Here is a 20,934-nt window from a genome sequence, read left to right as displayed (position 1 = left end):
CATGTATCACTGCACGATGTTTTTAAAGATTCTGACGGCTGTATCCATGGCAATGTTGTTGGCCGGTTGCGCCGCGCTGTCGCCCTTTTCGACGATGACCAAGCTCAACCTCACGCTCACCGCAAGCGATCAACTCAACCTTGACCTCAATGGACGGCCATCACCGGTGGTAGTGCGGTTGTTTGAACTCAAGCATCCGGTAGCTTTTGAAAATGCAGACTTCTTCAGCCTGTATGAGCGCGCGCGAGAAACCCTGTCGCCTGATCTGGTTTCCAGCGAAGAGCTGGAGCTGCGTCCAGGTGAAACCACGGAGCTCAGGCTCAGTATCGCCGGGGGTAGTCGTTATGTTGGCGTGCTCGCGGCATACCGTGACCTGCCACACATCCGATGGCGCTACACACTGCCGATACCAGCCAAACAGTTGACCAAAGCGAACCTGACCCTGGGCCAGGATGGGATCGCCAAGGCGCTTGAAAGTATGCTCAAGGTAAATGACCAATGAATCACGATAAGGTCATTTGGAAGGAAGGCATGTTGTTGCGTCCGCAGCATTTGCAACACAACGATCGTTACTTCGATCACCAATTGAAGGTGCGCACCCGGTTGCTGGCCGGTTACACCTGGGGCTTCCTGGCGCTGGAAATCGATTTGCAATTTCTCAACATGGGCCAATTTGTCGTCAGCAAGGCCAGCGGCGTCCTGCCAGATGGCAGCCTGTTCGAGTTGGGTGGCAATGCCGAACCGCTGGCCCTGGAAGTACCTTCCTCTATCCGCAATGCGCCAATCTACCTGGCTCTGCCATTAGTAACAGGCAATTACATTGAGTCCCGGCGGCCTGAGCAAGCTGATGTACTGGCGCGTTACACCACTTACGATGCGCAGATATCTGACTCCAACGTCGGAGAGGCCGGAGGGAGCCAGATCAGTTGTGGCCGTCCGGACTTGCGCCTGCTGTTAGGAGAACAACAGAGCGACCATGCGTTTGTGAAACTCAAACTTTGCCAGGTGCTCGACGCCACGGCGGACGGTGTGATCCGGCTCGATCCGGACTTTGTGCCGACCTTCATCCTGGCACGCTCATCAAGTTACCTGTTGTCATGCCTCAAGGAGGTGATTGGCATGCTTGCGCACCGGGGCGATAGCCTCGCCGAGCGGATTTGCTCCCATGGCAAAGCGGGAGGTACGCAGGTCGGTGATTTCATGATGCTGCAACTGATCAACCGTAGCGAATTGTTGCTTCGCCATTATCTGGATTTGGAGCAGGTACATCCCGAAACGCTATACCGAGCGATACTGATTCTGCTGGGCGAGCTGGCAACTTTTTCTTGCGACAATAAACGCCCACCGCTCGACAATCGCTATCAGCACAGTGACCAGGGCGGGTCTTTTCGAAGCCTGATGCAAGCGATCCGTCAGGTGTTGTCGATGGTGCTCGAACAGCACGCTGTCGAACTTCAATTGCAGGCAAGGCAATACGGAATCATCGTCGCTCCGGTTCAAGATCTCACGCTGCTGGACTCGGCTTCGTTCGTCTTGGCAGCGAGTGCCAATTGCGATGGCGAAGAGTTGCGCCATCGATTGCCGTCGCATCTCAAGGTGGGTTCGGTGGAGCGTATCCGCCAGTTAGTCAACTTGCATCTCCCCGGGATCAAGATACGGCCTTTGCCCGTTGCACCGCGGCAAATTGCATTTCATGCCAGCAAAACCTATTTCGTTCTTGAACCCAGTGCTGATGACTTGATTCAACTGAAGCGTTCGGCAGGTTTTGCATTCCATGTAAGCGGAGGCTTCGCCGAGCTTGATTTGAAATTCTGGGCCATCAGGAACTGAACGATATGGATATGGAGAATCCTCAGGATGAAACTACCGTCCTGCTCGACCATCATGGACAACGTCCTGTGTCAGGGCCGGTGACCGACGCTGCCGCGCTACCGCGCATGGAGCAGCTGCAAGAGCGGATGGTCTATGCCGCGCATCTGCCGCGGTGTCAGATATTCAGTGTCAGTCCCAACCCGCTGGTAGCAGCTGCGTCAGGGTTGTTGTCGCAAGTGGTGCAGCTCAAGCACGGTCACGATCGGGAAGACTTGCATACTCTCAAGCGAGAATTAAGTTGGGGTCTGGAGCAGTTCGAAGCCCGCGCCTTGCAGGGCGGTGTTGAACACAGTCAGTTGATTGCGGCCCGTTATGTGCTGTGCACCGTAATCGATGAAGCGGTCGCGACCTCAGCGTGGGGCCATCGGAGCGACTGGTCGCAGATCAGTCTGCTTAGCACGTTCCACAACGAAACCTTCGGCGGCGAGAAGGTTTTCCAATTGCTTGAGCGTTTGTCGAAAAATCCCATCAAGCATTTGTCAGTGCTTGAGTTGCTGTATCTGTGCCTATCCCTCGGCTTTGAGGGCAAGTATCGGGTTGAGCCGCGCGGGGTGCTGGAGCTGGAAGGTTTGCGTGACGCTCTGTATCGGTTGATTCGTCAAGTTCGTGGCGATCCCCCTCGAGAGCTGTCGTCCCGCCGGGAGGGTTTCAATGGCAAGCGTAACAACCCGGTTCGCATTGTCCCGGCCTGGACGGTGGCGATCTTCACACTGGTTTGTTTGGGAATGATGTATTCGAGCTTCGCCTGGGTATTGGACGACCAACGCAAAAGCGTGCTGCAACCTTATCTAATGCCAGAGCTGGTTACCGCTCCGGCGATACCATGAACAGGGACGAGTCATGAAATCGATTTTCAGGAAAACCGGTGCCTGGTTGCGCCAGCCCTGGGCCTGGACGCTGCTGCTGGTCCTTTGTATCGCGCTGCAGGTCTGGTTCCTCGGGCCATTCTTGGCCCTCAATGACTACAAGTTCTGGGCCAATCCAACGGTAAGGATGTTGACTATCAGCATGCTTATGCTGGGCTGGGGCCTAGGTATGGTATTCCTCAACGGGCGTGTTGGTTTGAACGCAGGCATCCAGAACAACGACGCTGGACAGCTTCGCAACCTGCCCCAGTCCCTGATGGACGATGAGCAGCGCGAAGTGCGCTCGCGCTTCAAGACCGCTTTAAGAACATGGGCATCCTCAAGCCTTTATTCTGGCCGTGGCAAACGCTGGCGTAATGATCTGCCGTGGTATTTGCTAATGGGCCCGCCCGCGAGTGGAAAGACCAGCCTGCTGGATCGCTCGGGCCTGGAGTTCCCTCTCAACGGGCTAGAGCGAAAGGTGTTCGACGACGCATCGGGTACACGTCATTGCGACTGGTATTTTGCCGAAAACGCCGTGCTGGTGGATACCGCCGGGCGTTACCTGACCCAGGCGGATAGTCATGTCGACAGCAGTGCATGGACTGCATTGCTTGAACTGTTGCGCAAGCGACGCCGCAGTCGACCCTTGAACGGCGTTCTGATGGTGGTGCCGACTGAGATTCTGTTACTGGGCAGCGAGAGTGAAATCACTACGCTGGCCTGTCAGATTCGTCGCCGTTTGCAGGAGCTGCACCAGAGGTTACACATTGAAGTGCCGCTTTATCTGGTTCTGAGCAAAGCTGACAGTGTGCCTGGCTTCAATGAGTTCTTCGATTCGCTGACGGATGAGGAAGGCGATCAGGTCTTGGGCGCAAGTTTCAGCCAGGATCGGTGTAGTAGCGACGTGGTCGTTTTACGTGCCGAGTTCCAGGCCCTGCTGCATCAGCTCAACAGTCAGACGATCATGCGTTTGCATCAGGAACGCGACGCGCTGCGCCGTGGCAGCATCCTGGATTTCCCTGAGCAACTGGCGCAGATCGGTGCCAATTTGTGCCAATTGGTCGAGCAGGCGTTCACTGGAAACGTTTGCACGCTGCGCGGCTTTTACTTGACCTGTGCATTGCCGGCGGGCAAAACCAGGAACTTTTCTCCTGAACAGAAGAAGGCGAGCCAACGCACCAGCGGTGCACAGCCTGGCCGGCGCTCGCGGTTCATCCGTCATCTGATCAGTCGGGTAATTTTTCCGGAAGCCGATCTGGTTGATCTGGCTCAGCGCGAGCGGCGTCGTATCCATTGGGGGCAGCGAGCATTGTACGGCGCAGGGCTGACGACGCTTGGCTTGTTCGGGTTGTTGTTGGCGAACGGTTTTTCGGCCAATCACGAGCGCCTTGAAAGTTTGCGCACCTTGGCGCAACGCTGGGATCAGCAGCAATCGCTTCCGATGGCAGGCGACGAATGGGCTGCGATGCTTGAATCACTGGATACCCGTTTCGAGGCCACCCGGGTTTTTCCGTCCAGCGGGGCGGTGCCGCTACGCGAACGTGCAGGCCTATACCAGGGTGAAACAAGTAGTCCTGTGGTGAACGATGCTTATGCACGTGAATTGAGAGCACAGCTATTGCCTTATGTCGCGCAGAGGCTGGAAGAGCGTATTCGGGATGATTGGAGTGACCGTGAGCGGTTATTCAATAGCTTGCGCGCATATTTGATGCTGGGCCTGCGAGACCGTCGCGATATCGCGTGGCTCAAGGACCGAATGTCTGAAGACGGGTCTCTTCGCTACGCGGGCAATGCTGTATTGCAGGAAGGTTTGAATGTCCATTTTGCGCGTTTGCTGGAGCAACCCTTTATCCATGCGCTCAACGAGCCGCTGGTGGTCCAGGCCCGGGAAGCACTGCGCAGTGAGTCCCTGGCTGGCATCGTCTATAAAACGCTGCATGAACAGGCCAGCCATCTGCCGCTTTATAGAATCAGCCAACATCTGGGTTCGCAGGGCGCTTTGCTGACCGGCGCCGACCATGGCATTCCCGGTTTTTATACCAGACAGGGTTATGAACAGTATTTTTCGGTCAGGGGGGCGATGATAGTCACCGAATTGCTGCGCGACGACTGGGTCTTGGGTGAAGGTGAAGGCCTTAGCGGCATGGATATGCGGCGCCTGATGGTCGAAGTGGAGCAACTTTACTTTCGTGACTATGCCGACCACTGGAGCGAAGCGGTTGGTAGGGTAGCCTTGCAAACGGTTAACAGCGCGGGCGCGGTGCAGTTTGCGGGGCTGACCTCAGCACATTCGCCGATTCTTAAGATGCTGGTACAAGTGCGCGAAAATACCAGATTCAAGGCCACTGCCGAGCGAATCGACGAGGTCACCCAAGTGGCAGGGGCGGGTGCAGATTCCCTTGCAAGACTCGGTGCGGTGGCCAAAAAGGCCTCTGGCTCCCTGACTGAAAGTCTGCCAGGGGCTGCGCAGAGATCCTTACAGCGGCGTTTCGAACCGCTGCATGCGCTGCTTGCACCGGACAATGGCCCAACGGCCGATTTGCTCCAAGTGCTGCGAGCACTTGATGATGTGCAATTGCAACTGGCGAGTCTGTCCCGAGCCGGTGAACCGCAGCACGCCGCTTTCGAATTTGCCAGGAGTCGTATGGACGGTCAGCGCGATGCGCTGAGCAACCTGCGCAGCGCATCTGCTCGCTTACCACGTCCGGTTAGTACATGGTTCAATGTGCTGGCCGAAGACAGTTGGCGCTTGGTACTCGACGACTCCTACCGCTACTTGAGCCAGCGCTACCAGAGCGAGCTGTATAGTTTTTATGCCAAGGCGATCAACAAGCGGTACCCGTTCAGTGCCCATAGCGCCAGCGATGTTGCGCTCAATGATTTCCGAGAGTTTTTCAAGGAACAGGGAATCGCTGACAAATTTTTCGAAAGCTACGTTCGGCCCTTCGTTAGTGGCGCTCCGGGGCACTATCGTTTACGCAACGTCGACGGCCAAAGCTTGCCGATCTCAAACGCCTATCTAGACCAGATGGTGGCGATGCACACGATTCGCCGAAGCTTTTTCGCGGAAAATCCGGCGGAACCGCAGGTGCAGTTCAGGCTTGAGCCTTACACACTGGATCCGACTGTGAGCCGCTCGGAGTTCCGTTTTGGCGACAAGACGCTTGAATACCGTCATGGTCCAATCTTGCCAGTGGCGTTCACTTGGCCGAACGACGCGCAGAACGGTCGAACTGCTCTGGTGCTGGATAAAATGACCGGACGAGGCGTGGGTATCGAAAAGAATACCGGGCCATGGTCGCTGTTTCGTCTGTTTGATCTGATGCAGACCGAATACCTGACAGGGCGCGATGTGCGTGTGCTCAAGGCCGATCTGGGTGGTCTGCGAGCCAATTACCTGTTGACGAGCCAACGCACGCCGAATCCCTTCGACATGAGTGTATTACGGACCTTTCGAATGCCGGTTCAGCTCTGATGCACGGGGGCTGGCGCAGCGCTGCACGGACCGATCGTGGAAAGGTTCGGTCAGGTAACGAGGACGCTTTTCTTGAATGCCCGCAACAAGGCGTATGGGCAGTCGCCGATGGAATGGGCGGCCATTTGGGCGGCGATATCGCCAGCCAGTTGATCGTTGCCAACCTGTCGGACTTACCGATCTGTCGGGACTTGGGCGAGCGTTCGAAAGCGGTGCGCCAGTGCTTGCGCTGGACCAACAGACGGCTGAGTCAGGAGCTCACCGTCACGGGCGTTCACCCTCGCGTTACCGGCAGTACCGTTGTGGTCTTGCTGCTGGAGGGCTCCCGTGGGGTATGCGTCTGGGCTGGCGACAGCCGCTGTTACTTGTGGCGCGGTCGACGGTTATACCAATTGTCTAAAGATCATTCGCTGCAACAGCAATTGATCGACACACAACAGATCAGTCGTAACGAGGCTGCTACCCATCCCGCTGCCAAGGCGCTGACCCGCGCAGTAGGTGCCGCTCTAGAGCTCACTCTGGAGGTGCTGGAGCTGAATGTGCATCCCGGCGATACGTTTTTGTTGTGCAGTGATGGCTTGTACCAAGACCTCAGCGGGGAAGCCCTTGGCAATGCGTTGGGTCTGGCGTCGCCGAGCCTGGCCTTGGAGCGCCTTTTCGACGACGTTCTAAGTGGCCCGGCTCGGGATAACCTGACGGCCGTGGTTATCCGCCAATGAGTGAAGAGGGTTGCCACTCCACATATTTCAGCTTTGTCGGAACCACCCCTTCCACAGCATCTAGCAAGTGCAGTATCAGCGAAATGCCCGAAATACTTGCAGGGCGCTATCGTCTCGAACGCTTGCTTGGGGCCGGCGGCATGGGCGTTGTATACCGCGCGCGCGATCTGTTACACGAGCAATACGGTGATCCCGATCCGTACATCGCGCTGAAGATGCTCAATGAGCAACTTAACGAAGCACCGGACGCCAGCGCGCTGTTATATAGCGAGTTTGCCCTCACCCGGCGATTGCATCATCCGAACGTGCTTCGCCCGTACAGCTTTGAGGTGGACCCTGTCCATCAACGGGCTTTCATCACCATGGAGCTGATGCGCGGTCTGACACTGGATAAGTTGCTCTGCGAACGGCCATTCGGAATGTCTTGGCAGGAACTTAGACCCGTTGCCGTGTCTCTGCTGGACGCCCTGGTGTATGCCCATAGCCGGGGCGTACTGCACGGCGATATCAAGCCAAGCAATGTCATGCTTGGAGAGGAGGGGGTGCGCTTGTTCGATTTCGGTTTGGGCCTCGCTGATAAGGGGCCATGGAAAAACCTCGCGAATCTGAACCGAAAATATCTCAACGCCTGGACGCCGGGCTACGCTGCTCCAGAGTTGCTCGAAGGCGCGCCGCTTTCAGCAAGCGTCGATGTCTATGGCGTGGCTTGTTTGCTTTATGAACTAGCGTGCGGCACTCCACCGTTTGGCCGCGTACCTTCGACTCAGGCCCGCGACGCGCGCTTGGAGCGCGAACTCAAGGCGCCGCGCAACCTGCCCAAACGCTGTTGGACGGCGCTACGCTCAGCGCTCGGGTTCGATCCGGAAAAGCGTGTCATCGGTATGGCTCAGTTGCGCGATGCCTTGGGTCGCGTATCTTCTTGGTGGTGATGTCGTCGGTGGGCAAAAAGGGGTAATACGCCTTCGGGCGGCTTTCACCACCCACCGAGAGCAAGCTCTCGCGCCCCAAGCCGCCAACCCATCCACCCAATCAGGGCAACTCCAACCCGCCACCCGCCTTGTGCAACGTGCGCAAATGCTCGCCAACTACTTTCACGTTTTCCTCATTCGCCGCAATCTCAGCGGCGCGGCTCGGTTCCAGCAAGGCCCGGACTTCCTTGTCCAGATCGCCTGTCAGCGTCTGGAGCTGTTTCTGACGCAGGCTGCTTTCCGATTCCAGCCGTTGCCACTCGCTGGGCTGTGGCAACCCGTAGCCGCTGCTGCCCAGCAACTCGGCGGGGCGGCTCAGGAAGCCGCTGTTGGCGAGGATCTGCTGCAGCGTGGCGTTAGCGCGTTCCATGCCGCCGTTCTGCAATTCGCGGGCACCGAGGTAACGCTGTTTGACTTCGTCCTGGGCCAACAACAATTGCCGACGATAACTGGCCTGTTCCAGCAACAACAACGCTGCGCTGGTGCGCAGGTCGGCCTGTGCAAACCACACGCGGCGCTCGGCGGGGTCCAGGGCCAGCCAGTCTTCCACGGTCTGTTGCTTGATCGGCAGGCGCTTTTTCAGCACGTCGAACATCGCCTGGTACCGGTCGCGGAATGAGTCGAAGCGGTAGCCCAGGCGCAAGGCTTCCTTGGGATCGTCCAGCACGCTTGTGTCTGCCAGGCCCCGGCCCTTGAGCACCTCCAGCAGACCGTTGGGCATGATGCTGTCCAGGCCTTTGAGCTGGTCGTTGTTGCTGCCGCTGCGTAGCAGCTTCAGGCTTTCGACGGCGCAGTTGTTGGACAGAAAGTAATAGCTGCCATCGTAGCTCCAGTGCATTTCGGCGGCGTGCTCGACCGTCTCCTCGATCTCGGTGCGCGACAGGTTCAGCGGCACCGAGGCCAGGCTGCGCAGTTCGGTCTTGGTGTATTCATCGATCACCTGGGCCAGCGGCAGTACGAACAGGCGCGACGGGTATTTGCCCACCAGCCCGTCCCAGCTCGACAGCTGCACGTCGCCGACGAAGGCGCGGTACGACAGCACCAAGTGTTGGTCCAGGTCCAGTCGGCAGTCCGGGCCACGCGGGCGGCCCGGTGCGCAGATCACCAGGCGGAGCATGCTGTGGCCCCAGCGGCTGACCCAGTTCTGGTTTGCCTCGGCCAACAGGTAATCGATGGCGTAGACCCGTTCCGGATCAACCTTGCCCAGTGGAGTCTTGGCGAAATCGTTACCGGCATTGAGGAAGGCGAACGATTTGGCGCAGGTGTCCTTGGCTGGGGGAGCCCAGCCGAAGTGTTCCTGGTAATAGCGATACAGCGCGGGCCTTCGGCAGGCGTAGCTCGGGTCCAGGAGGAAGTACTCCATGTTGACCGCAACGAACTCCTTGGGGCTGCTCGTTTCGTAGAGATCCGGGCTGCGGGCGACTTGGCGGTTATGTTGTTCGCGCTCACCGCGACGGCCAACGTATTGCGGCCAGCCGGCCAGGTCCAGCAGGCGCGGGTCATCGCTGAGGGTGAAGCGGCGGTCGTTCTGGCCCCGGCATTCGTCCGGGAGGCCGATCAGCCCGGCGCTGCTGTTGCGTCGGGTGCAGCGTTGGATCAGCGCGCGCTCAGCGTCCGGCCATAAGCGCGAGCGATCATAGATGTGGGTGAGTTCGTGAAGGACCGTGGCGAGCATTTCACGCCGCACGGTGCCGTGGGGACGATGGGTTTTCTGCGTTGCAGCGGTGCCGTCGGCAAGGCTGTCCAGCAGGTTGCGATTGAGGTCCAGTTGCGAAACCAGCGAGGCCTGGCCGTAGGCGTTGGCGGGCATCTGGTCGGTCCAGCCGACGTCGATGCGCCGGTCCAACTGCTCGACGAAGCGTGGCGGCAGCGCCTGCATGGCTTCGTCGAGAAGCGCCTGGCTGGCCTGCTGTTGCGCGGGGCTCAGCCCCTCGGCGTTAAGGTGTAGTCGCAGGCCGGCCTGGGCAATGCTGCCGGTGAGCAACAACACCCCGGCCGCCAGCCAGGCGGCGAGCCGCCTCACAATGCGAGGATGGCTTCGGCGAGAACCTGGTCACTGGCATCGCGGGCTTCCGGCACGCGGGTGCGCAAGGTGTCGAAGGCTGCTTCGAGGTGAGCCCCGCGGATTTCACCGTTACTGGCGACGAAACTGGCCGCGTCGTCGTGGGCTTCACGCACGATTTTGGAATCACGGATGGATGTGGTGGTGTCGGAAGTGAAATCAATCGTGCGCTGGGAAGCGCGAACGATGATGTTACTGGTGGCTACCAGGGTATGTGCCTGGGCCACATCGGCCAATACCAGCAGGCCTAGGGCGGCAGCAATCAGCGGGCTACGCATGGAACGACTCCGGAAAATAAAGATAACTATTGGACGAGAATTGCCTGTGCCAGTTCAAGGTCGCTGACATGAAGTTTCGGCTGGGTCCGCCGCAGGTAATCCAAGGCCGATTCCAGCTGTGCACCTCGCAGCTGTCCGTCACTGGCGATGAATGCCGCGGCATCATCGCGAGCGGCGACGATCATTTTATGGTCGAAGGGCGCGGAGGTCACCATGCTCGTGGCATAGCCGCTGACGACCACCTGCTGGGTAGACACATCGAAGGCTTGGGCCGTGATGGACCAGCAAAACGCTGCAAATGAAAAAACGATGGGCAGATGTGAGTAAAAACGCATGGGGCTCGACGGTTGATAGTGAGCCTGAAGGCTAGCGCAAACCCTCGGTCCAGAGCCAGCGCTGAAACACCGGAACACCTTATGGTGCCCGATGTTTCATGTTGCATCAGATAACCAGAATTGCCTGGGCCAACTGCGCATCGGTGGCGTTCAGCTGGGGTGCCTGTTGGCGGATGTAATCCAGGGCGCTTTCCAGTTTCACGCCGCGAATGGCACCTTCGCTGGCGACGAAGCTGGCGGCGTCATCGCGGGCGGCCTGAACGATTTTGTTGTCCCGCAGCGATGAGGTTGCGTCGGAGCTCGCATCGGATGTGGCCTTGAGAGCGCCGACGATGGAGTCGGTGGTAACGATAAAGCTGCTGGCGTTGGCGTGAGCGGCCAAAGCCAACAGGGCCGTTGCGCTGAGCAGACGGAGACGGGTCATGGTGAAACTCCTTTAACGTAAGGGGGCCTGTGGCGCAGGTAGCTGGTAGAAGAGACGCATCCTCGATTCGCTTCGCCACGTTTGCATTGATATTAGGGCAGAACGCTTCGGCTGACAGCTTTTACCAATGATCCGTGTGCGCATGCAAATGCCAATGACGAAACTGTACTGGTCATCTTAACTATTTTCTTAAACTGTAATTTCCAGCCCATTTTCGAGAATCAAACCCTGAAACGACAAGACCCGTCGCGGTTACCCGCGACGGGTCTTGTTTGTTCAATTCGGTGCTGGCGGTGGACCCGGTGGGTCAGGGCCAGCGACGCTAAGTTAGCGCCAGAACGGCTTGCTCAGCTCTTCGTAGCGTTGTGCTTCGCTGATACCGGCGTCGGCCAGCAGGCGCGAATCCAGACGAGCCAACTGGTGGCGGCTGGCGATGCGGCGCTGCCACAACATCAGGTTAGCGATAACGCGAAGAGGCAGGGAAGCCTGGTTTTTTTCAGCTTTGTCTTCGAAAAACAGCTCGGAACTGAGTGTACGTTCCATGGTTGACATCCTTCCGCTTGTGGCGGGATTAGGTAGTGGTTTAACTGGTGCCCATGATCCTCTGGTTTGGCCAGTCTCTCTAGATACAGTTCACCTGTATTGTGAGAGACCAGTTAACTGTTAAACAGCGGTGTGCTGGTCAATATTGAGGCAACTGTACTTGTGCGCACTGCTTTGGTGCGTATTTGGCGTTTTAATAAGAGTTCGTCCGAAAAGACAGTCGAAAACAACCGGTACAGCAGTACAGTTTTTGTCAATGTTCCTTCTTGGAGAGCAGCTGACAAAAACTGTATCTACACAACAGCTGATCCAGCTGTATCAAACCGCCAACATCCGCCCGGTTTCTTCCAGGTTCAGGTGCCAGCTCAGTGCGTCACGCAAGATATGTGGCGTATGCCCACCTAAAGCGCACGCAGCTTCGAAGTAATCATTCAGCGCCTGGCGGTACGACGGATGCACACAATTGTCGATGACCACACGGGCCCGCTCCCTTGGCGCAAGGCCTCGCAAGTCGGCCAGGCCGATTTCGGTCACCAGGATGTCGACGTCATGCTCGGTATGATCCACATGGCTGACCATCGGCACGACGCTGGAAATCGCGCCACCCTTGGCGATCGACTTGGTCACGAAAATCGCCAGATGCGCGTTGCGGGCAAAGTCCCCCGAGCCGCCAATGCCATTCATCATGCGCGTGCCGCAGACATGAGTGGAGTTGACGTTGCCGTACAGATCGAACTCAAGCGCGGTGTTGATGCCGATGATGCCAAGCCGGCGCACGACCTCGGGATGGTTGGAAATTTCCTGCGGGCGCAGGACCAGTTTGTCCTTGTACTTCTCCAGGTGTCCAAACACGTCGGCGTTGCGTCGACTCGACAAGGTAATGGAGCTGCCTGAAGCGAAGCTCAGCTTGCCGGCATCAATCAGATCAAACGTTGAGTCCTGCAAGACCTCGGAATACATGGTCAGATCTTCGAACGGCGAATCGATCAGCCCGCACATCACCGCATTGGCGATGTTGCCAATACCGGCCTGCAACGGGCCGAGTTTGTTGGTCATGCGCCCGGCTGCCACTTCCTGCTTTAAGAAGTCGATCAAGTGATCGGCAATGGCCTGCGTATCGCTGTCTGGTGGTATGACGGTCGAAGGCGAATCCGGTTGGTTGGTAATGACAATGGCGGCGATCTTTTCCGGTGGGATCGGAATCGCCGTGCTGCCGATACGGTCATCGACTTTTACCAGAGGAATAGGCGTGCGCGTGGGGCGGTAGGTCGGGATATAGATGTCGTGCAGCCCTTCCAGATTCGGATTGTGCGCCATGTTGATTTCAATAATCACTTGCCGGGCGAAGATCGCGAAACTGGCGGAGTTGCCCACCGAAGTGGTCGGCACAATGTGCCCTTGCTCGGTAATGGCGACTGCTTCGATCACGGCAATGTCGGGCAGCTTGAGCTGGCCGTTGCGCAGTTGCTCGACGGTTTCCGAGAGATGCTGGTCGATGAACATCACTTCGCCTGCGTTGATCGCCTTGCGTAACGTGCTGTCGACCTGAAAAGGCATGCGACGCGCCAGCACACCGGCTTCGGTGAGTTCCTTGTCCAGGTCGTTACCCAGGCTCGCGCCGGTCATCAGGTTGATTTTCAGCGGAGTGACCTTGGCACGCTCGGCCAGGGCGTGAGGAACCGCTTTCGCCTCACCGGCTCGGGTGAAACCGCTCATGCCGACAGTCATGCCGTCCTGAATCAACAAGGCTGCCTCAGCAGCGCTCGTCACTTTTTCCCACAACGAAGGCAGACGGATGCGATCACGGTACATAGGTGGTTATCTCGGGCTGGAAGCAGGATGCGCAGTCTAGTGAATTCGCGCGGTACCCGACCCGCTACAAAAGTCGCATTTCAGGCGTCTATTACGGGGGTTTCAGGCAAAACATCTTTACAGGATCCGTAACGCTGGGCCTTGATACAAATCAAAACGCCCCGACAAGTCGGGGCGTTTTGGCGAAACGGTGAGGATTATTCCACCGCTTTGACCATGTCTTCGATGACCTTCTTGGCGTCACCGAACACCATCATGGTCTTGTCGAGATAGAACAGCTCGTTGTCCAGGCCGGCGTAACCGCTGGCCATCGAGCGCTTGTTGACGATGATGGTCTTGGCCTTGAAAGCCTCGAGGATCGGCATGCCGGCAATCGGCGACTTCGGATCGTTCTTCGCTGCGGGGTTGACCACGTCGTTGGCACCGAGCACCAACACCACGTCGGCCTGGCCGAACTCGGAGTTGATGTCCTCCATCTCGAACACCTGGTCGTAAGGCACTTCGGCCTCGGCCAGCAATACGTTCATGTGCCCCGGCATGCGCCCGGCCACCGGGTGGATCGCGTATTTCACGGTCACGCCATGGTGGGTCAGTTTTTCGGTCAGCTCCTTGAGCGCATGCTGTGCCCGCGCCACCGCCAGGCCGTAGCCCGGCACGATGATCACGGTGTCGGCGTTGGTCAGCAGGAAGGTCGCATCGTCAGCGGAACCGGATTTAACCGGACGGGCTTCCTTGGAACCTGCCGGGCCAGCGGCATCCGCTGTGTTGCCGAAACCGCCAAGCAGCACGTTGAAGAACGAACGGTTCATCGCCTTACACATGATGTACGACAGGATCGCACCGCTTGAGCCTACCAACGAGCCGGCAATGATCAGCATCGAGTTGTTCAGCGAGAACCCGATACCCGCTGCAGCCCAGCCCGAATAGCTGTTGAGCATCGACACAACGACGGGCATATCGGCGCCGCCAATCGGGATGATGATCAGCACGCCCAGCACGAACGCCAGGGCCAACATCAAGGCGAAGGCGCTGAGATTGCCGGTGAGCATGAATGCCAGGCCCAGGCCCAGGGTTGCCAGGCCGAGGATCAGGTTGAGCTTGTGTTGACCACCGAACTGTACGGGTGCGCCTTGGAACAGGCGGAACTTGTACTTGCCCGACAGCTTGCCAAACGCGATCACCGAACCGGAGAAGGTGATCGCACCGATCGCTGCCCCGAGGAACAGCTCCAGACGGTTGCCGGCCGGAATCGAATCGCCCAGCTGCTTGACGATGCCCAGGGATTGCGGCTCAACCACTGCCGCGATGGCAATGAACACCGCCGCCAGGCCGATCATGCTGTGCATGAACGCCACCAGCTCCGGCATCTTGGTCATCTCGACGCGCTTGGCCATGATCGAGCCGGCGGTGCCGCCGACTAGCAGGCCGACGATGACGTAGCCGATACCGGCGGTCGCAAGCTCAGCACCCAGCTTATAGATGAGGCCCACGGTAGTGAGCACCGCCAGCGCCATGCCGAGCATGCCGAACAGGTTGCCACGGCGCGATGTGGTGGGGTGCGACAGGCCTTTGAGGGCCTGGATGAAACAGATGGACGCGATCAGGTAGAGCGTCGTTACCAGGTTCATGCTCATTACTTGGGCGCCTCTTCTTTTACGGCTTTCGGGGCTTTTTTCTTGAACATCTCAAGCATGCGGCGCGTCACCAGGAAGCCGCCGAACACGTTCACGGCGGCCAGGGCCACGGCGAGTGTGCCCATGGTTTTGCCCAGCGGCGTCACGGTCAGCGCGGCGGCCAGCATGGCGCCGACGATCACGATCGCCGAAATGGCATTGGTCACCGCCATCAACGGTGTGTGCAGTGCAGGCGTTACGTTCCAGACCACGTGGTAACCGACATAAATTGCCAGCACAAAGATGATCAGGTTGTAGATACCGGGGGAGATAAGCTCTTCCATTGTCTGAATCCCTGCTTAGGCGTTTTTACGGATGACTTGGCCGTCGCGGCACATCAGGCACGCGGCGACGATGTCGTCTTCCAGGTTCACGTCGAACTGACCTTCCTTGGTGAAGACCAGCTTCAGGAAGTCCAGCAGGTTGCGGGCGTATAGCGCCGAAGCGTCGGCCGCGACTTCGCCGGCCAGATTGGTCGGGCCGCAAATGGTCACGCCATTTTCGATCACGACCTGATCAGCCACGGTCAGCGGGCAGTTGCCGCCTTGGGCCGCTGCGAGATCGACGACCACCGAGCCAGGTTTCATCTGCGCGACGGTTTCGGCACTCAGCAGCGTCGGTGCCTTGCGGCCCGGAATCAGCGCGGTGGTGATGACGATGTCAGCCTGTTTGGCGCGCTCGTGCACGGCCTGGGCCTGGCGCTGCATCCAGCTGGCAGGCATGGGCCGGGCGTAACCGCCGACGCCGACGGCGCATTCACGCTCTTCATCGGTTTCATAAGGCACGTCGACGAACTTGGCGCCAAGGGATTCGATTTGCTCTTTTACCGCAGGACGCACGTCCGAAGCCTCGATCACCGCGCCCAGGCGCTTGGCCGTCGCAATCGCCTGCAGCCCGGCCACACCGGCGCCGAGAATCAGCACGCGCGCCGCTTTCACGGTGCCTGCGGCAGTCATCAGCATCGGCATGAAGCGTGGGTAGTGATGGGCGGCCAGCAGCACGGCCTTATAGCCGGCGATGTTCGCTTGGGATGACAGCACGTCCAGGCTCTGTGCGCGGGAGGTGCGTGGTGCGGCCTCGAGGGCGAACGCGGTAATGCCGCGTTCGGCCAGCTTGCCGATGGTTTCGTTGTTGAACGGGTTGAGCATGCCCACCAGAACGGTGCCACTCTTGATCAGCGTCAGCTCGCTGTCGCTGGGGGCGACCACCTTGAGGATCAACTCGGCGCCGAACGCCTCGCTGGCGCTGCCAATGGTTGCGCCCGCTGCTTCGTAGGCACTGTCGATAACGCTGGCTTTAATACCGGCGCCGCTTTGGACAGTGACTTTATGGCCTTGGCCGATCAGCTTCTTGATGGTTTCCGGGGTAGCAGCAACCCGTGTTTCACCCGTTTGGGTTTCGAGGGGAACACCAATGTGCACGTCAAATCTCCTGCGTGATCTTATTGAGTAAACCCAGGCACTTCGGATGGTGCGACTGGGGCGGCCGATCAGCACGATCCCGCCGAGACAGGCGGGGCGCGGCATTTTGCAGGCGAAAATTCAGCCCTTCAAGGGATTATGACGTGTGACGGAAAATTAACTACAAGTCACCCTGTGACCGAATGTCGCAACCGACAGATGAAGTCCCTTGCAGGCCTTGATTTAAAAGGATCTACGCAGTCCAACCGAAAATTATCCCATCGCTAAGATGAATGAGGCCTTATGAGCGGTTCGTTATGGCTCAAAGCCACGTAGCTCAACGGTTTGGGACGATTGTACTGAGTCATAAACAGTTCCAAAAAATGCGACAAATATTTATATCTGTAGGGTTGTCGGATGTTCTACTACCTATTTCAAAGCCCATAATAGCCTTATTTATCAAGGTGATAACTTCTCGCCTGTTCCACCAGCCAATCACGAAAGGCTTTCAGTGATGCGGATTCGACTTTTCGTTCTGGAATCATCAGGTAGTAAGCCTTAATGCTCGACAGGGCGTTGCTGTTGGCAACCACCAAGCGTTTTTCCGCCAACTCGCGTTGGATCAGGAATGGCGGGATCAAGGCAATCCCCATGTCGTGCATCGCTGCTTGGGCAAGCATTGAGAATAGTTCATAACGTGGTCCTGTCAGGTCGCGCGCGATGTTCAGGTTTTGTGAGTTGAACCATTGGCGCCACGCATAGGGGCGTGTGGTCTGCTGAAGCAAGGGCATTTCGGCAATGGCTTCTGGCGACAGGCCGTCACGACCGTCTAATAAAGCTGGGCTGCATACCGGCATCGGATTTTCTCCCATCAATTTGTGGGATTCGGTACCGGACCAATCCGCATCTCCGAAATAGATGGCGGCGTCGAAGTCCGTGTCTGCAAACAGAAACGGACGCGTGCGGTTGGTCAGGTTGACGATCACTTCCGGATGTCGCTGCTGGAAGTCCTTCAGGCGCGGTAGCAGCCATTGGGTGCCAAACGTCGGCACCACCGCCAGTTCAATTACGTTCGCGCCGGTGTGTCCCATCACCGAAAGCGTGTCACGTTCGACGGCGTCCAGTTGAGTGGCAACCCGGCGACTGTAGGAAAGGCCCGCTTCGGTCAGCTTGACGCCGCGACGTGAGCGACGGAAAAGCTCCACGCTTAGGAAGTCTTCCAGGCTGGCGATTTGCCGGCAGACCGCACCTTGCGTTAGAGACAGCTCTTGCGCGGCCTTGGTAAAGCTCTCGTGGCGTGCAGCAGCCTCGAAACTGATCAGGGCGGCAGTGCTGGGAATTTTGCGACGCATGTACGGCTACCTCACTCGTCATCGATATAAACGGCGTTTTAGGCACTTTCGGAGTGAGAAATTAGCACAACAGCATGCGGAATCCTCGTTTGCCCTTGTAGGAAACGGAGCCTAGGATCAATCCACGATTATTCATTCAATTGGTGAGGACTCTTTCATGGCCGGTAAAGCGAGCTTCAATTGGATCGACCCATTGTTGCTGGATCAGCAGCTCACTGAAGAAGAACGCATGATCCGCGACACTGCCGAGCAATTCGCCCAGCAAAAGCTCGCGCCACGGGTGCTGGAGGCGTTCCGCCATGAAAAAACCGACCCGGCGATCTTCCGTGAGATGGGTGAAGTCGGACTCCTGGGGGCAACCATTCCCGAGCAGTACGGCGGTAGTGGGCTGAACTACGTCAGCTATGGCTTGATCGCTCGAGAAGTGGAGCGTGTCGATTCCGGCTACCGTTCGATGATGAGCGTGCAATCCTCGCTGGTCATGGTACCGATCAATGAATTCGGCACCGAGGCGCAAAAACAGAAGTACTTGCCGAAGCTGGCATCGGGCGAGTGGATCGGCTGCTTCGGTCTGACCGAGCCGAACCACGGTTCTGACCCGGGCGCGATGATTACTCGTGCGCGCAAAGTGGAAGGAGGCTACAGCCTGACGGGCAGCAAGATGTGGATTACTAACAGCCCGATTGCTGACGTATTTGTCGTTTGGGGTAAGGACGATGCGGGTGATATTCGCGGTTTCGTTCTTGAGAAGGGCTGGAAAGGCCTGAGTGCTCCGGCTATCCATGGCAAGGTCGGGTTGCGTGCGTCGATCACGGGCGAGATTGTCATGGACAACGTGTTCGTTCCGGAAGAAAACATTTTTCCTGACGTGCGCGGTCTGAAGGGGCCGTTCACCTGCTTGAACTCGGCACGTTATGGTATTTCTTGGGGGGCCTTGGGTGCCGCTGAGTTCTGCTGGCACACCGCTCGCCAATACACGCTGGACCGCCAGCAGTTCGGTCGTCCGCTGGCTGCCACTCAGTTGATCCAGAAGAAGTTGGCCGACATGCAGACAGAAATTTGCCTCGCCTTGCAAGGATGTCTGCGTCTAGGACGTATGAAAGATGAAGGTACCGCCGCGGTTGAGATCACCTCGATCATGAAGCGCAACTCCTGCGGCAAGTCCTTGGATATCGCGCGCATGGCGCGGGACATGCTGGGCGGCAACGGTATTTCCGATGAGTTCGGCATCGCTCGTCATCTCGTGAACCTGGAGGTGGTGAACACTTATGAAGGCACTCATGACGTACATGCGCTGATTCTTGGGCGTGCGCAAACGGGTATCCAGGCGTTCTATTAATAGGAGAACGGCCATGGGCGCGCTTTCGCATCTGCGGGTATTGGATTTATCGAGAGTATTGGCAGGGCCGTGGGCCGGACAGATCCTGGCGGACCTGGGGGCGGACGTCATCAAGGTCGAACGTCCCGGTAATGGTGACGATACGCGCGCCTGGGGCCCGCCCTTCTTAAAGGATGCTCGTGGTGAGAATACGACTGAAGCGGCTTACTACTTATCGGCCAACCGTAACAAACAATCGGTCACCATCGACTTCACGCGTCCGGAAGGGCAGCGTCTGGTAAAAGAGTTGGCGGCCAAGTCCGACATCCTGATCGAGAATTTCAAAGTCGGCGGGTTGGCGGCTTATGGGTTGGATTACGAGTCGCTGAAGACAATCAATCCAGAATTGATCTACTGCTCGATCACTGGTTTTGGTCAGACCGGCCCTTATGCCAAGCGCGCTGGCTATGACTTTATGATTCAAGGGTTGGGGGGCTTGATGAGCCTCACTGGTCGGCCTGAAGGTGATGAAGGGGCGGGTCCGGTCAAGGTTGGGGTTGCGCTGACGGATATTCTCACGGGGCTGTATTCGACTGCCGCCATTCTGGCGGCGCTGGCTCATCGCGATCATGAAGGTGGCGGGCAGCACATTGATATGGCATTGCTGGATGTTCAGGTGGCTTGCCTGGCTAACCAGGCAATGAATTACCTGACCACAGGCAACGCGCCGAAGCGGCTAGGCAACGCCCATCCGAATATCGTGCCTTATCAGGATTTTCCTACGGCTGACGGAGACTTCATCCTTACCGTTGGTAATGATGGCCAGTTCCGAAAGTTCGCCGAGGTGGCCGGTCAGCCTCAGTGGGCCGACGACCCCCGGTTTGCCACCAACAAGTTGCGGGTGGCAAACCGAGCGGTGCTGATTCCTTTGATTCGCCAGGCGACGGTGTTCAAGACCACCGCCGAGTGGGTGGTCCAGTTGGAGCGGGCGGGTGTGCCTTGCGGACCAATCAACGACCTTGCTCAGGTATTTGCTGATCCTCAGGTACAAGCGCGTGGATTGGCGATGGAATTGCCTCACGTGCTGGCTGGCAAGGTCCCCCAGGTGGCTAGCCCGATTCGTCTCTCCGAAACGCCCGTGGAGTACCGAAATGCGCCTCCTTTATTAGGGGAGCATACGCTGGAGGTCTTGCAGCGAGTGTTGGGGTTGGATGAGATGGCTGTGACGGCGTTCAAAGAAGCCGGCGTGCTTTGAGTCGTTCTTCTATATAGAAGAGGAAGCCTTTCAGGATGCCGGGAGCTTGGTTTCCAGGCATTCGGTAACTTCTTGATAGAAAAGCGAAATTAAAGGTTGACGGCAAAATCCAGACGTCTATAATTCGCCCCACTTCCGGCGCAGTCGAAACGGAAAACTCCTTGATATTCAATGAGTTAAGTAGGTTTCGAGGGTGCGGGGCTTCAGTTCATCGAGGTCCGGAAGGAGTTGATGGGGCGGTGTTGTAAGGCTCTGTTGACGATTCGATCTTCTCGGTCGAAAGCGGTGAAAAAGAGGTGTTGACAGCAGCGAGTAACGCTGTAGAATTCGCCTCCCGCTAACGAGAGATCGGAAGCGCAAGTGGTTGAAGTTGTTGATGTTTCCGAAGCGAAACTTTGAAAACTTCTGAAAATAACCGCTTGACAGCAACACCAGGCGCTGTAGAATGCGCGCCTCGGTTGAGACGAAAGAATCAACCCACCGCTCTTTAACAACTGAATCAAGCAATTCGTGTGGGTGCTTGTGGGGTCAGACTGCTAGTCAACAGATTATCAGCATCACAAGTTACTCCGCGAGAAATCAAAGATGTAACCAACGATT

At 57.7% G+C, this 20,934-nt stretch carries 18 protein-coding genes; 8 read left to right on the top strand and 10 right to left on the bottom strand.

What is annotated here, in order from left to right; genetic code table 11:
• The first annotated feature begins 1 nt into the window (after position 1).
• From tssJ to AD663_RS27345, 6 genes are read left to right on the top strand one after another with little or no spacing between them, the layout of a single operon-like run.
• Entirely contained in the window at positions 2–502 is a 501-nt protein-coding gene (gene tssJ, locus AD663_RS27370; RefSeq protein WP_003187030.1) for a type VI secretion system lipoprotein TssJ, read from the top strand.
• A complete protein-coding gene (tssK, locus tag AD663_RS27365) occupies positions 499–1,830 on the top strand; it encodes a type VI secretion system baseplate subunit TssK (RefSeq protein WP_003187028.1) in 1,332 nt (443 codons plus the stop codon). The genes tssJ and tssK overlap by 4 nt, the downstream gene beginning before the upstream one ends.
• Positions 1,831–1,835: 5 nt before the next feature.
• A complete protein-coding gene (gene icmH / locus AD663_RS27360; RefSeq protein ID WP_053214867.1) occupies positions 1,836–2,699 on the top strand; it encodes a type IVB secretion system protein IcmH/DotU in 864 nt (287 codons plus the stop codon).
• A gap of 13 nt (positions 2,700–2,712) precedes the next feature.
• The gene (gene tssM, locus AD663_RS27355; protein ID WP_053214866.1) at positions 2,713–6,195 is read left to right on the top strand and encodes a type VI secretion system membrane subunit TssM; all 3,483 of its coding nucleotides are present in this window, start codon (positions 2,713–2,715) and stop codon (positions 6,193–6,195) included.
• A complete protein-coding gene (locus tag AD663_RS27350) occupies positions 6,195–6,914 on the top strand; it encodes a PP2C family serine/threonine-protein phosphatase (RefSeq protein WP_003187025.1) in 720 nt (239 codons plus the stop codon). Before tssM ends, AD663_RS27350 begins: the two co-directional genes overlap by 1 nt.
• The gene (locus tag AD663_RS27345; protein ID WP_003187024.1) at positions 6,911–7,843 is read left to right on the top strand and encodes a serine/threonine-protein kinase; all 933 of its coding nucleotides are present in this window, start codon (positions 6,911–6,913) and stop codon (positions 7,841–7,843) included. Before AD663_RS27350 ends, AD663_RS27345 begins: the two co-directional genes overlap by 4 nt.
• 100 nt (positions 7,844–7,943) lie before the next feature.
• On the opposite strand, the gene AD663_RS27340 is transcribed toward AD663_RS27345, so the two are convergent.
• The 10 genes from AD663_RS27340 to AD663_RS27295 all read right to left on the bottom strand — a co-directional run bounded on the left by AD663_RS27340 (position 7,944) and on the right by AD663_RS27295 (position 17,761).
• On the bottom strand, positions 7,944–9,905 hold the full coding sequence (locus AD663_RS27340) for a DUF4105 domain-containing protein (RefSeq protein ID WP_003187022.1): 1,962 nt from the start codon (positions 9,903–9,905) through the stop codon (positions 7,944–7,946).
• Positions 9,902–10,222 carry a DUF2388 domain-containing protein gene (locus AD663_RS27335; protein WP_003187020.1) on the bottom strand — a complete coding sequence of 107 codons (321 nt, stop codon included), beginning with the start codon at positions 10,220–10,222 and terminating at the stop codon, positions 9,902–9,904. Before AD663_RS27335 ends, AD663_RS27340 begins: the two co-directional genes overlap by 4 nt.
• Positions 10,223–10,248: 26 nt before the next feature.
• Complete coding sequence (locus tag AD663_RS27330) at positions 10,249–10,557, bottom strand: DUF2388 domain-containing protein (protein ID WP_003187017.1); 309 nt, start codon at positions 10,555–10,557, stop codon at positions 10,249–10,251.
• A gap of 106 nt (positions 10,558–10,663) precedes the next feature.
• Complete coding sequence (locus AD663_RS27325; protein ID WP_003187016.1) at positions 10,664–10,981, bottom strand: DUF2388 domain-containing protein; 318 nt, start codon at positions 10,979–10,981, stop codon at positions 10,664–10,666.
• A 327-nt stretch (positions 10,982–11,308) separates the two neighbouring features.
• Entirely contained in the window at positions 11,309–11,524 is a 216-nt protein-coding gene (locus tag AD663_RS27320; protein WP_003187014.1) for a DUF1127 domain-containing protein, read from the bottom strand.
• A gap of 318 nt (positions 11,525–11,842) precedes the next feature.
• On the bottom strand, positions 11,843–13,336 hold the full coding sequence (locus AD663_RS27315) for an acetyl-CoA hydrolase/transferase family protein (RefSeq protein WP_053214865.1): 1,494 nt from the start codon (positions 13,334–13,336) through the stop codon (positions 11,843–11,845).
• 197 nt (positions 13,337–13,533) lie between these two features.
• Entirely contained in the window at positions 13,534–14,970 is a 1,437-nt protein-coding gene (locus tag AD663_RS27310) for an NAD(P)(+) transhydrogenase (Re/Si-specific) subunit beta (RefSeq protein WP_003187011.1), read from the bottom strand.
• Complete coding sequence (locus tag AD663_RS27305) at positions 14,970–15,293, bottom strand: NAD(P) transhydrogenase subunit alpha (protein ID WP_003187010.1); 324 nt, start codon at positions 15,291–15,293, stop codon at positions 14,970–14,972. The genes AD663_RS27310 and AD663_RS27305 overlap by 1 nt, the downstream gene beginning before the upstream one ends.
• A 15-nt stretch (positions 15,294–15,308) precedes the next feature.
• Positions 15,309–16,430 (bottom strand): Re/Si-specific NAD(P)(+) transhydrogenase subunit alpha, encoded by a 1,122-nt coding sequence (locus tag AD663_RS27300; protein WP_003187009.1) that lies wholly within the window; start codon positions 16,428–16,430, stop codon positions 15,309–15,311.
• 431 nt (positions 16,431–16,861) lie between these two features.
• Positions 16,862–17,761, bottom strand: a complete 900-nt coding sequence (locus tag AD663_RS27295) for a LysR family transcriptional regulator (protein ID WP_003187008.1) — start codon at positions 17,759–17,761, stop codon at positions 16,862–16,864.
• Between the two features lie 157 nt (positions 17,762–17,918).
• On the opposite strand from AD663_RS27295, the gene AD663_RS27290 reads away from it, so the two are divergent.
• Entirely contained in the window at positions 17,919–19,100 is a 1,182-nt protein-coding gene (locus AD663_RS27290; protein ID WP_003187007.1) for an acyl-CoA dehydrogenase, read from the top strand.
• Between the two features lie 13 nt (positions 19,101–19,113).
• Positions 19,114–20,334: a CaiB/BaiF CoA-transferase family protein gene (locus AD663_RS27285; RefSeq protein WP_003187006.1), complete on the top strand. Its 1,221-nt coding sequence runs from the start codon at positions 19,114–19,116 to the stop codon at positions 20,332–20,334.
• The last annotated feature ends 600 nt before the right edge of the window (positions 20,335–20,934 follow it).

This window comes from Pseudomonas sp. Q12-87, from assembly GCF_001269755.1.
In the GTDB taxonomy this organism is placed as follows: Bacteria; Pseudomonadota; Gammaproteobacteria; order Pseudomonadales; family Pseudomonadaceae; genus Aquipseudomonas; species Aquipseudomonas fluorescens_S.
This window is presented reverse-complemented; position numbering and strand designations above follow the sequence as displayed.

What these genes read in the sequence shown, in the direction of transcription:
- tssK (WP_003187028.1), top strand. Translation starts at nt 499, where the DNA reads ATGAATCACGATAAGGTCATTTGGAAGGAAGGCATGTTGTTGCGTCCG.
- AD663_RS27330 (WP_003187017.1), bottom strand. Translation starts at nt 10,557, where the DNA reads ATGCGTTTTTACTCACATCTGCCCATCGTTTTTTCATTTGCAGCGTTT.
- AD663_RS27325 (WP_003187016.1), bottom strand. Translation starts at nt 10,981, where the DNA reads ATGACCCGTCTCCGTCTGCTCAGCGCAACGGCCCTGTTGGCTTTGGCC.
- AD663_RS27305 (WP_003187010.1), bottom strand. Translation starts at nt 15,293, where the DNA reads ATGGAAGAGCTTATCTCCCCCGGTATCTACAACCTGATCATCTTTGTG.
- AD663_RS27345 (WP_003187024.1), top strand. Translation starts at nt 6,911, where the DNA reads ATGAGTGAAGAGGGTTGCCACTCCACATATTTCAGCTTTGTCGGAACC.
- AD663_RS27320 (WP_003187014.1), bottom strand. Translation starts at nt 11,524, where the DNA reads ATGGAACGTACACTCAGTTCCGAGCTGTTTTTCGAAGACAAAGCTGAA.
- AD663_RS27310 (WP_003187011.1), bottom strand. Translation starts at nt 14,970, where the DNA reads ATGAGCATGAACCTGGTAACGACGCTCTACCTGATCGCGTCCATCTGT.
- AD663_RS27350 (WP_003187025.1), top strand. Translation starts at nt 6,195, where the DNA reads ATGCACGGGGGCTGGCGCAGCGCTGCACGGACCGATCGTGGAAAGGTT.
- AD663_RS27315 (WP_053214865.1), bottom strand. Translation starts at nt 13,336, where the DNA reads ATGTACCGTGATCGCATCCGTCTGCCTTCGTTGTGGGAAAAAGTGACG.
- AD663_RS27295 (WP_003187008.1), bottom strand. Translation starts at nt 17,761, where the DNA reads ATGCGTCGCAAAATTCCCAGCACTGCCGCCCTGATCAGTTTCGAGGCT.
- tssJ (WP_003187030.1), top strand. Translation starts at nt 2, where the DNA reads ATGTATCACTGCACGATGTTTTTAAAGATTCTGACGGCTGTATCCATG.
- AD663_RS27285 (WP_003187006.1), top strand. Translation starts at nt 19,114, where the DNA reads ATGGGCGCGCTTTCGCATCTGCGGGTATTGGATTTATCGAGAGTATTG.
- icmH (WP_053214867.1), top strand. Translation starts at nt 1,836, where the DNA reads ATGGATATGGAGAATCCTCAGGATGAAACTACCGTCCTGCTCGACCAT.
- AD663_RS27290 (WP_003187007.1), top strand. Translation starts at nt 17,919, where the DNA reads ATGGCCGGTAAAGCGAGCTTCAATTGGATCGACCCATTGTTGCTGGAT.
- AD663_RS27335 (WP_003187020.1), bottom strand. Translation starts at nt 10,222, where the DNA reads ATGCGTAGCCCGCTGATTGCTGCCGCCCTAGGCCTGCTGGTATTGGCC.
- tssM (WP_053214866.1), top strand. Translation starts at nt 2,713, where the DNA reads ATGAAATCGATTTTCAGGAAAACCGGTGCCTGGTTGCGCCAGCCCTGG.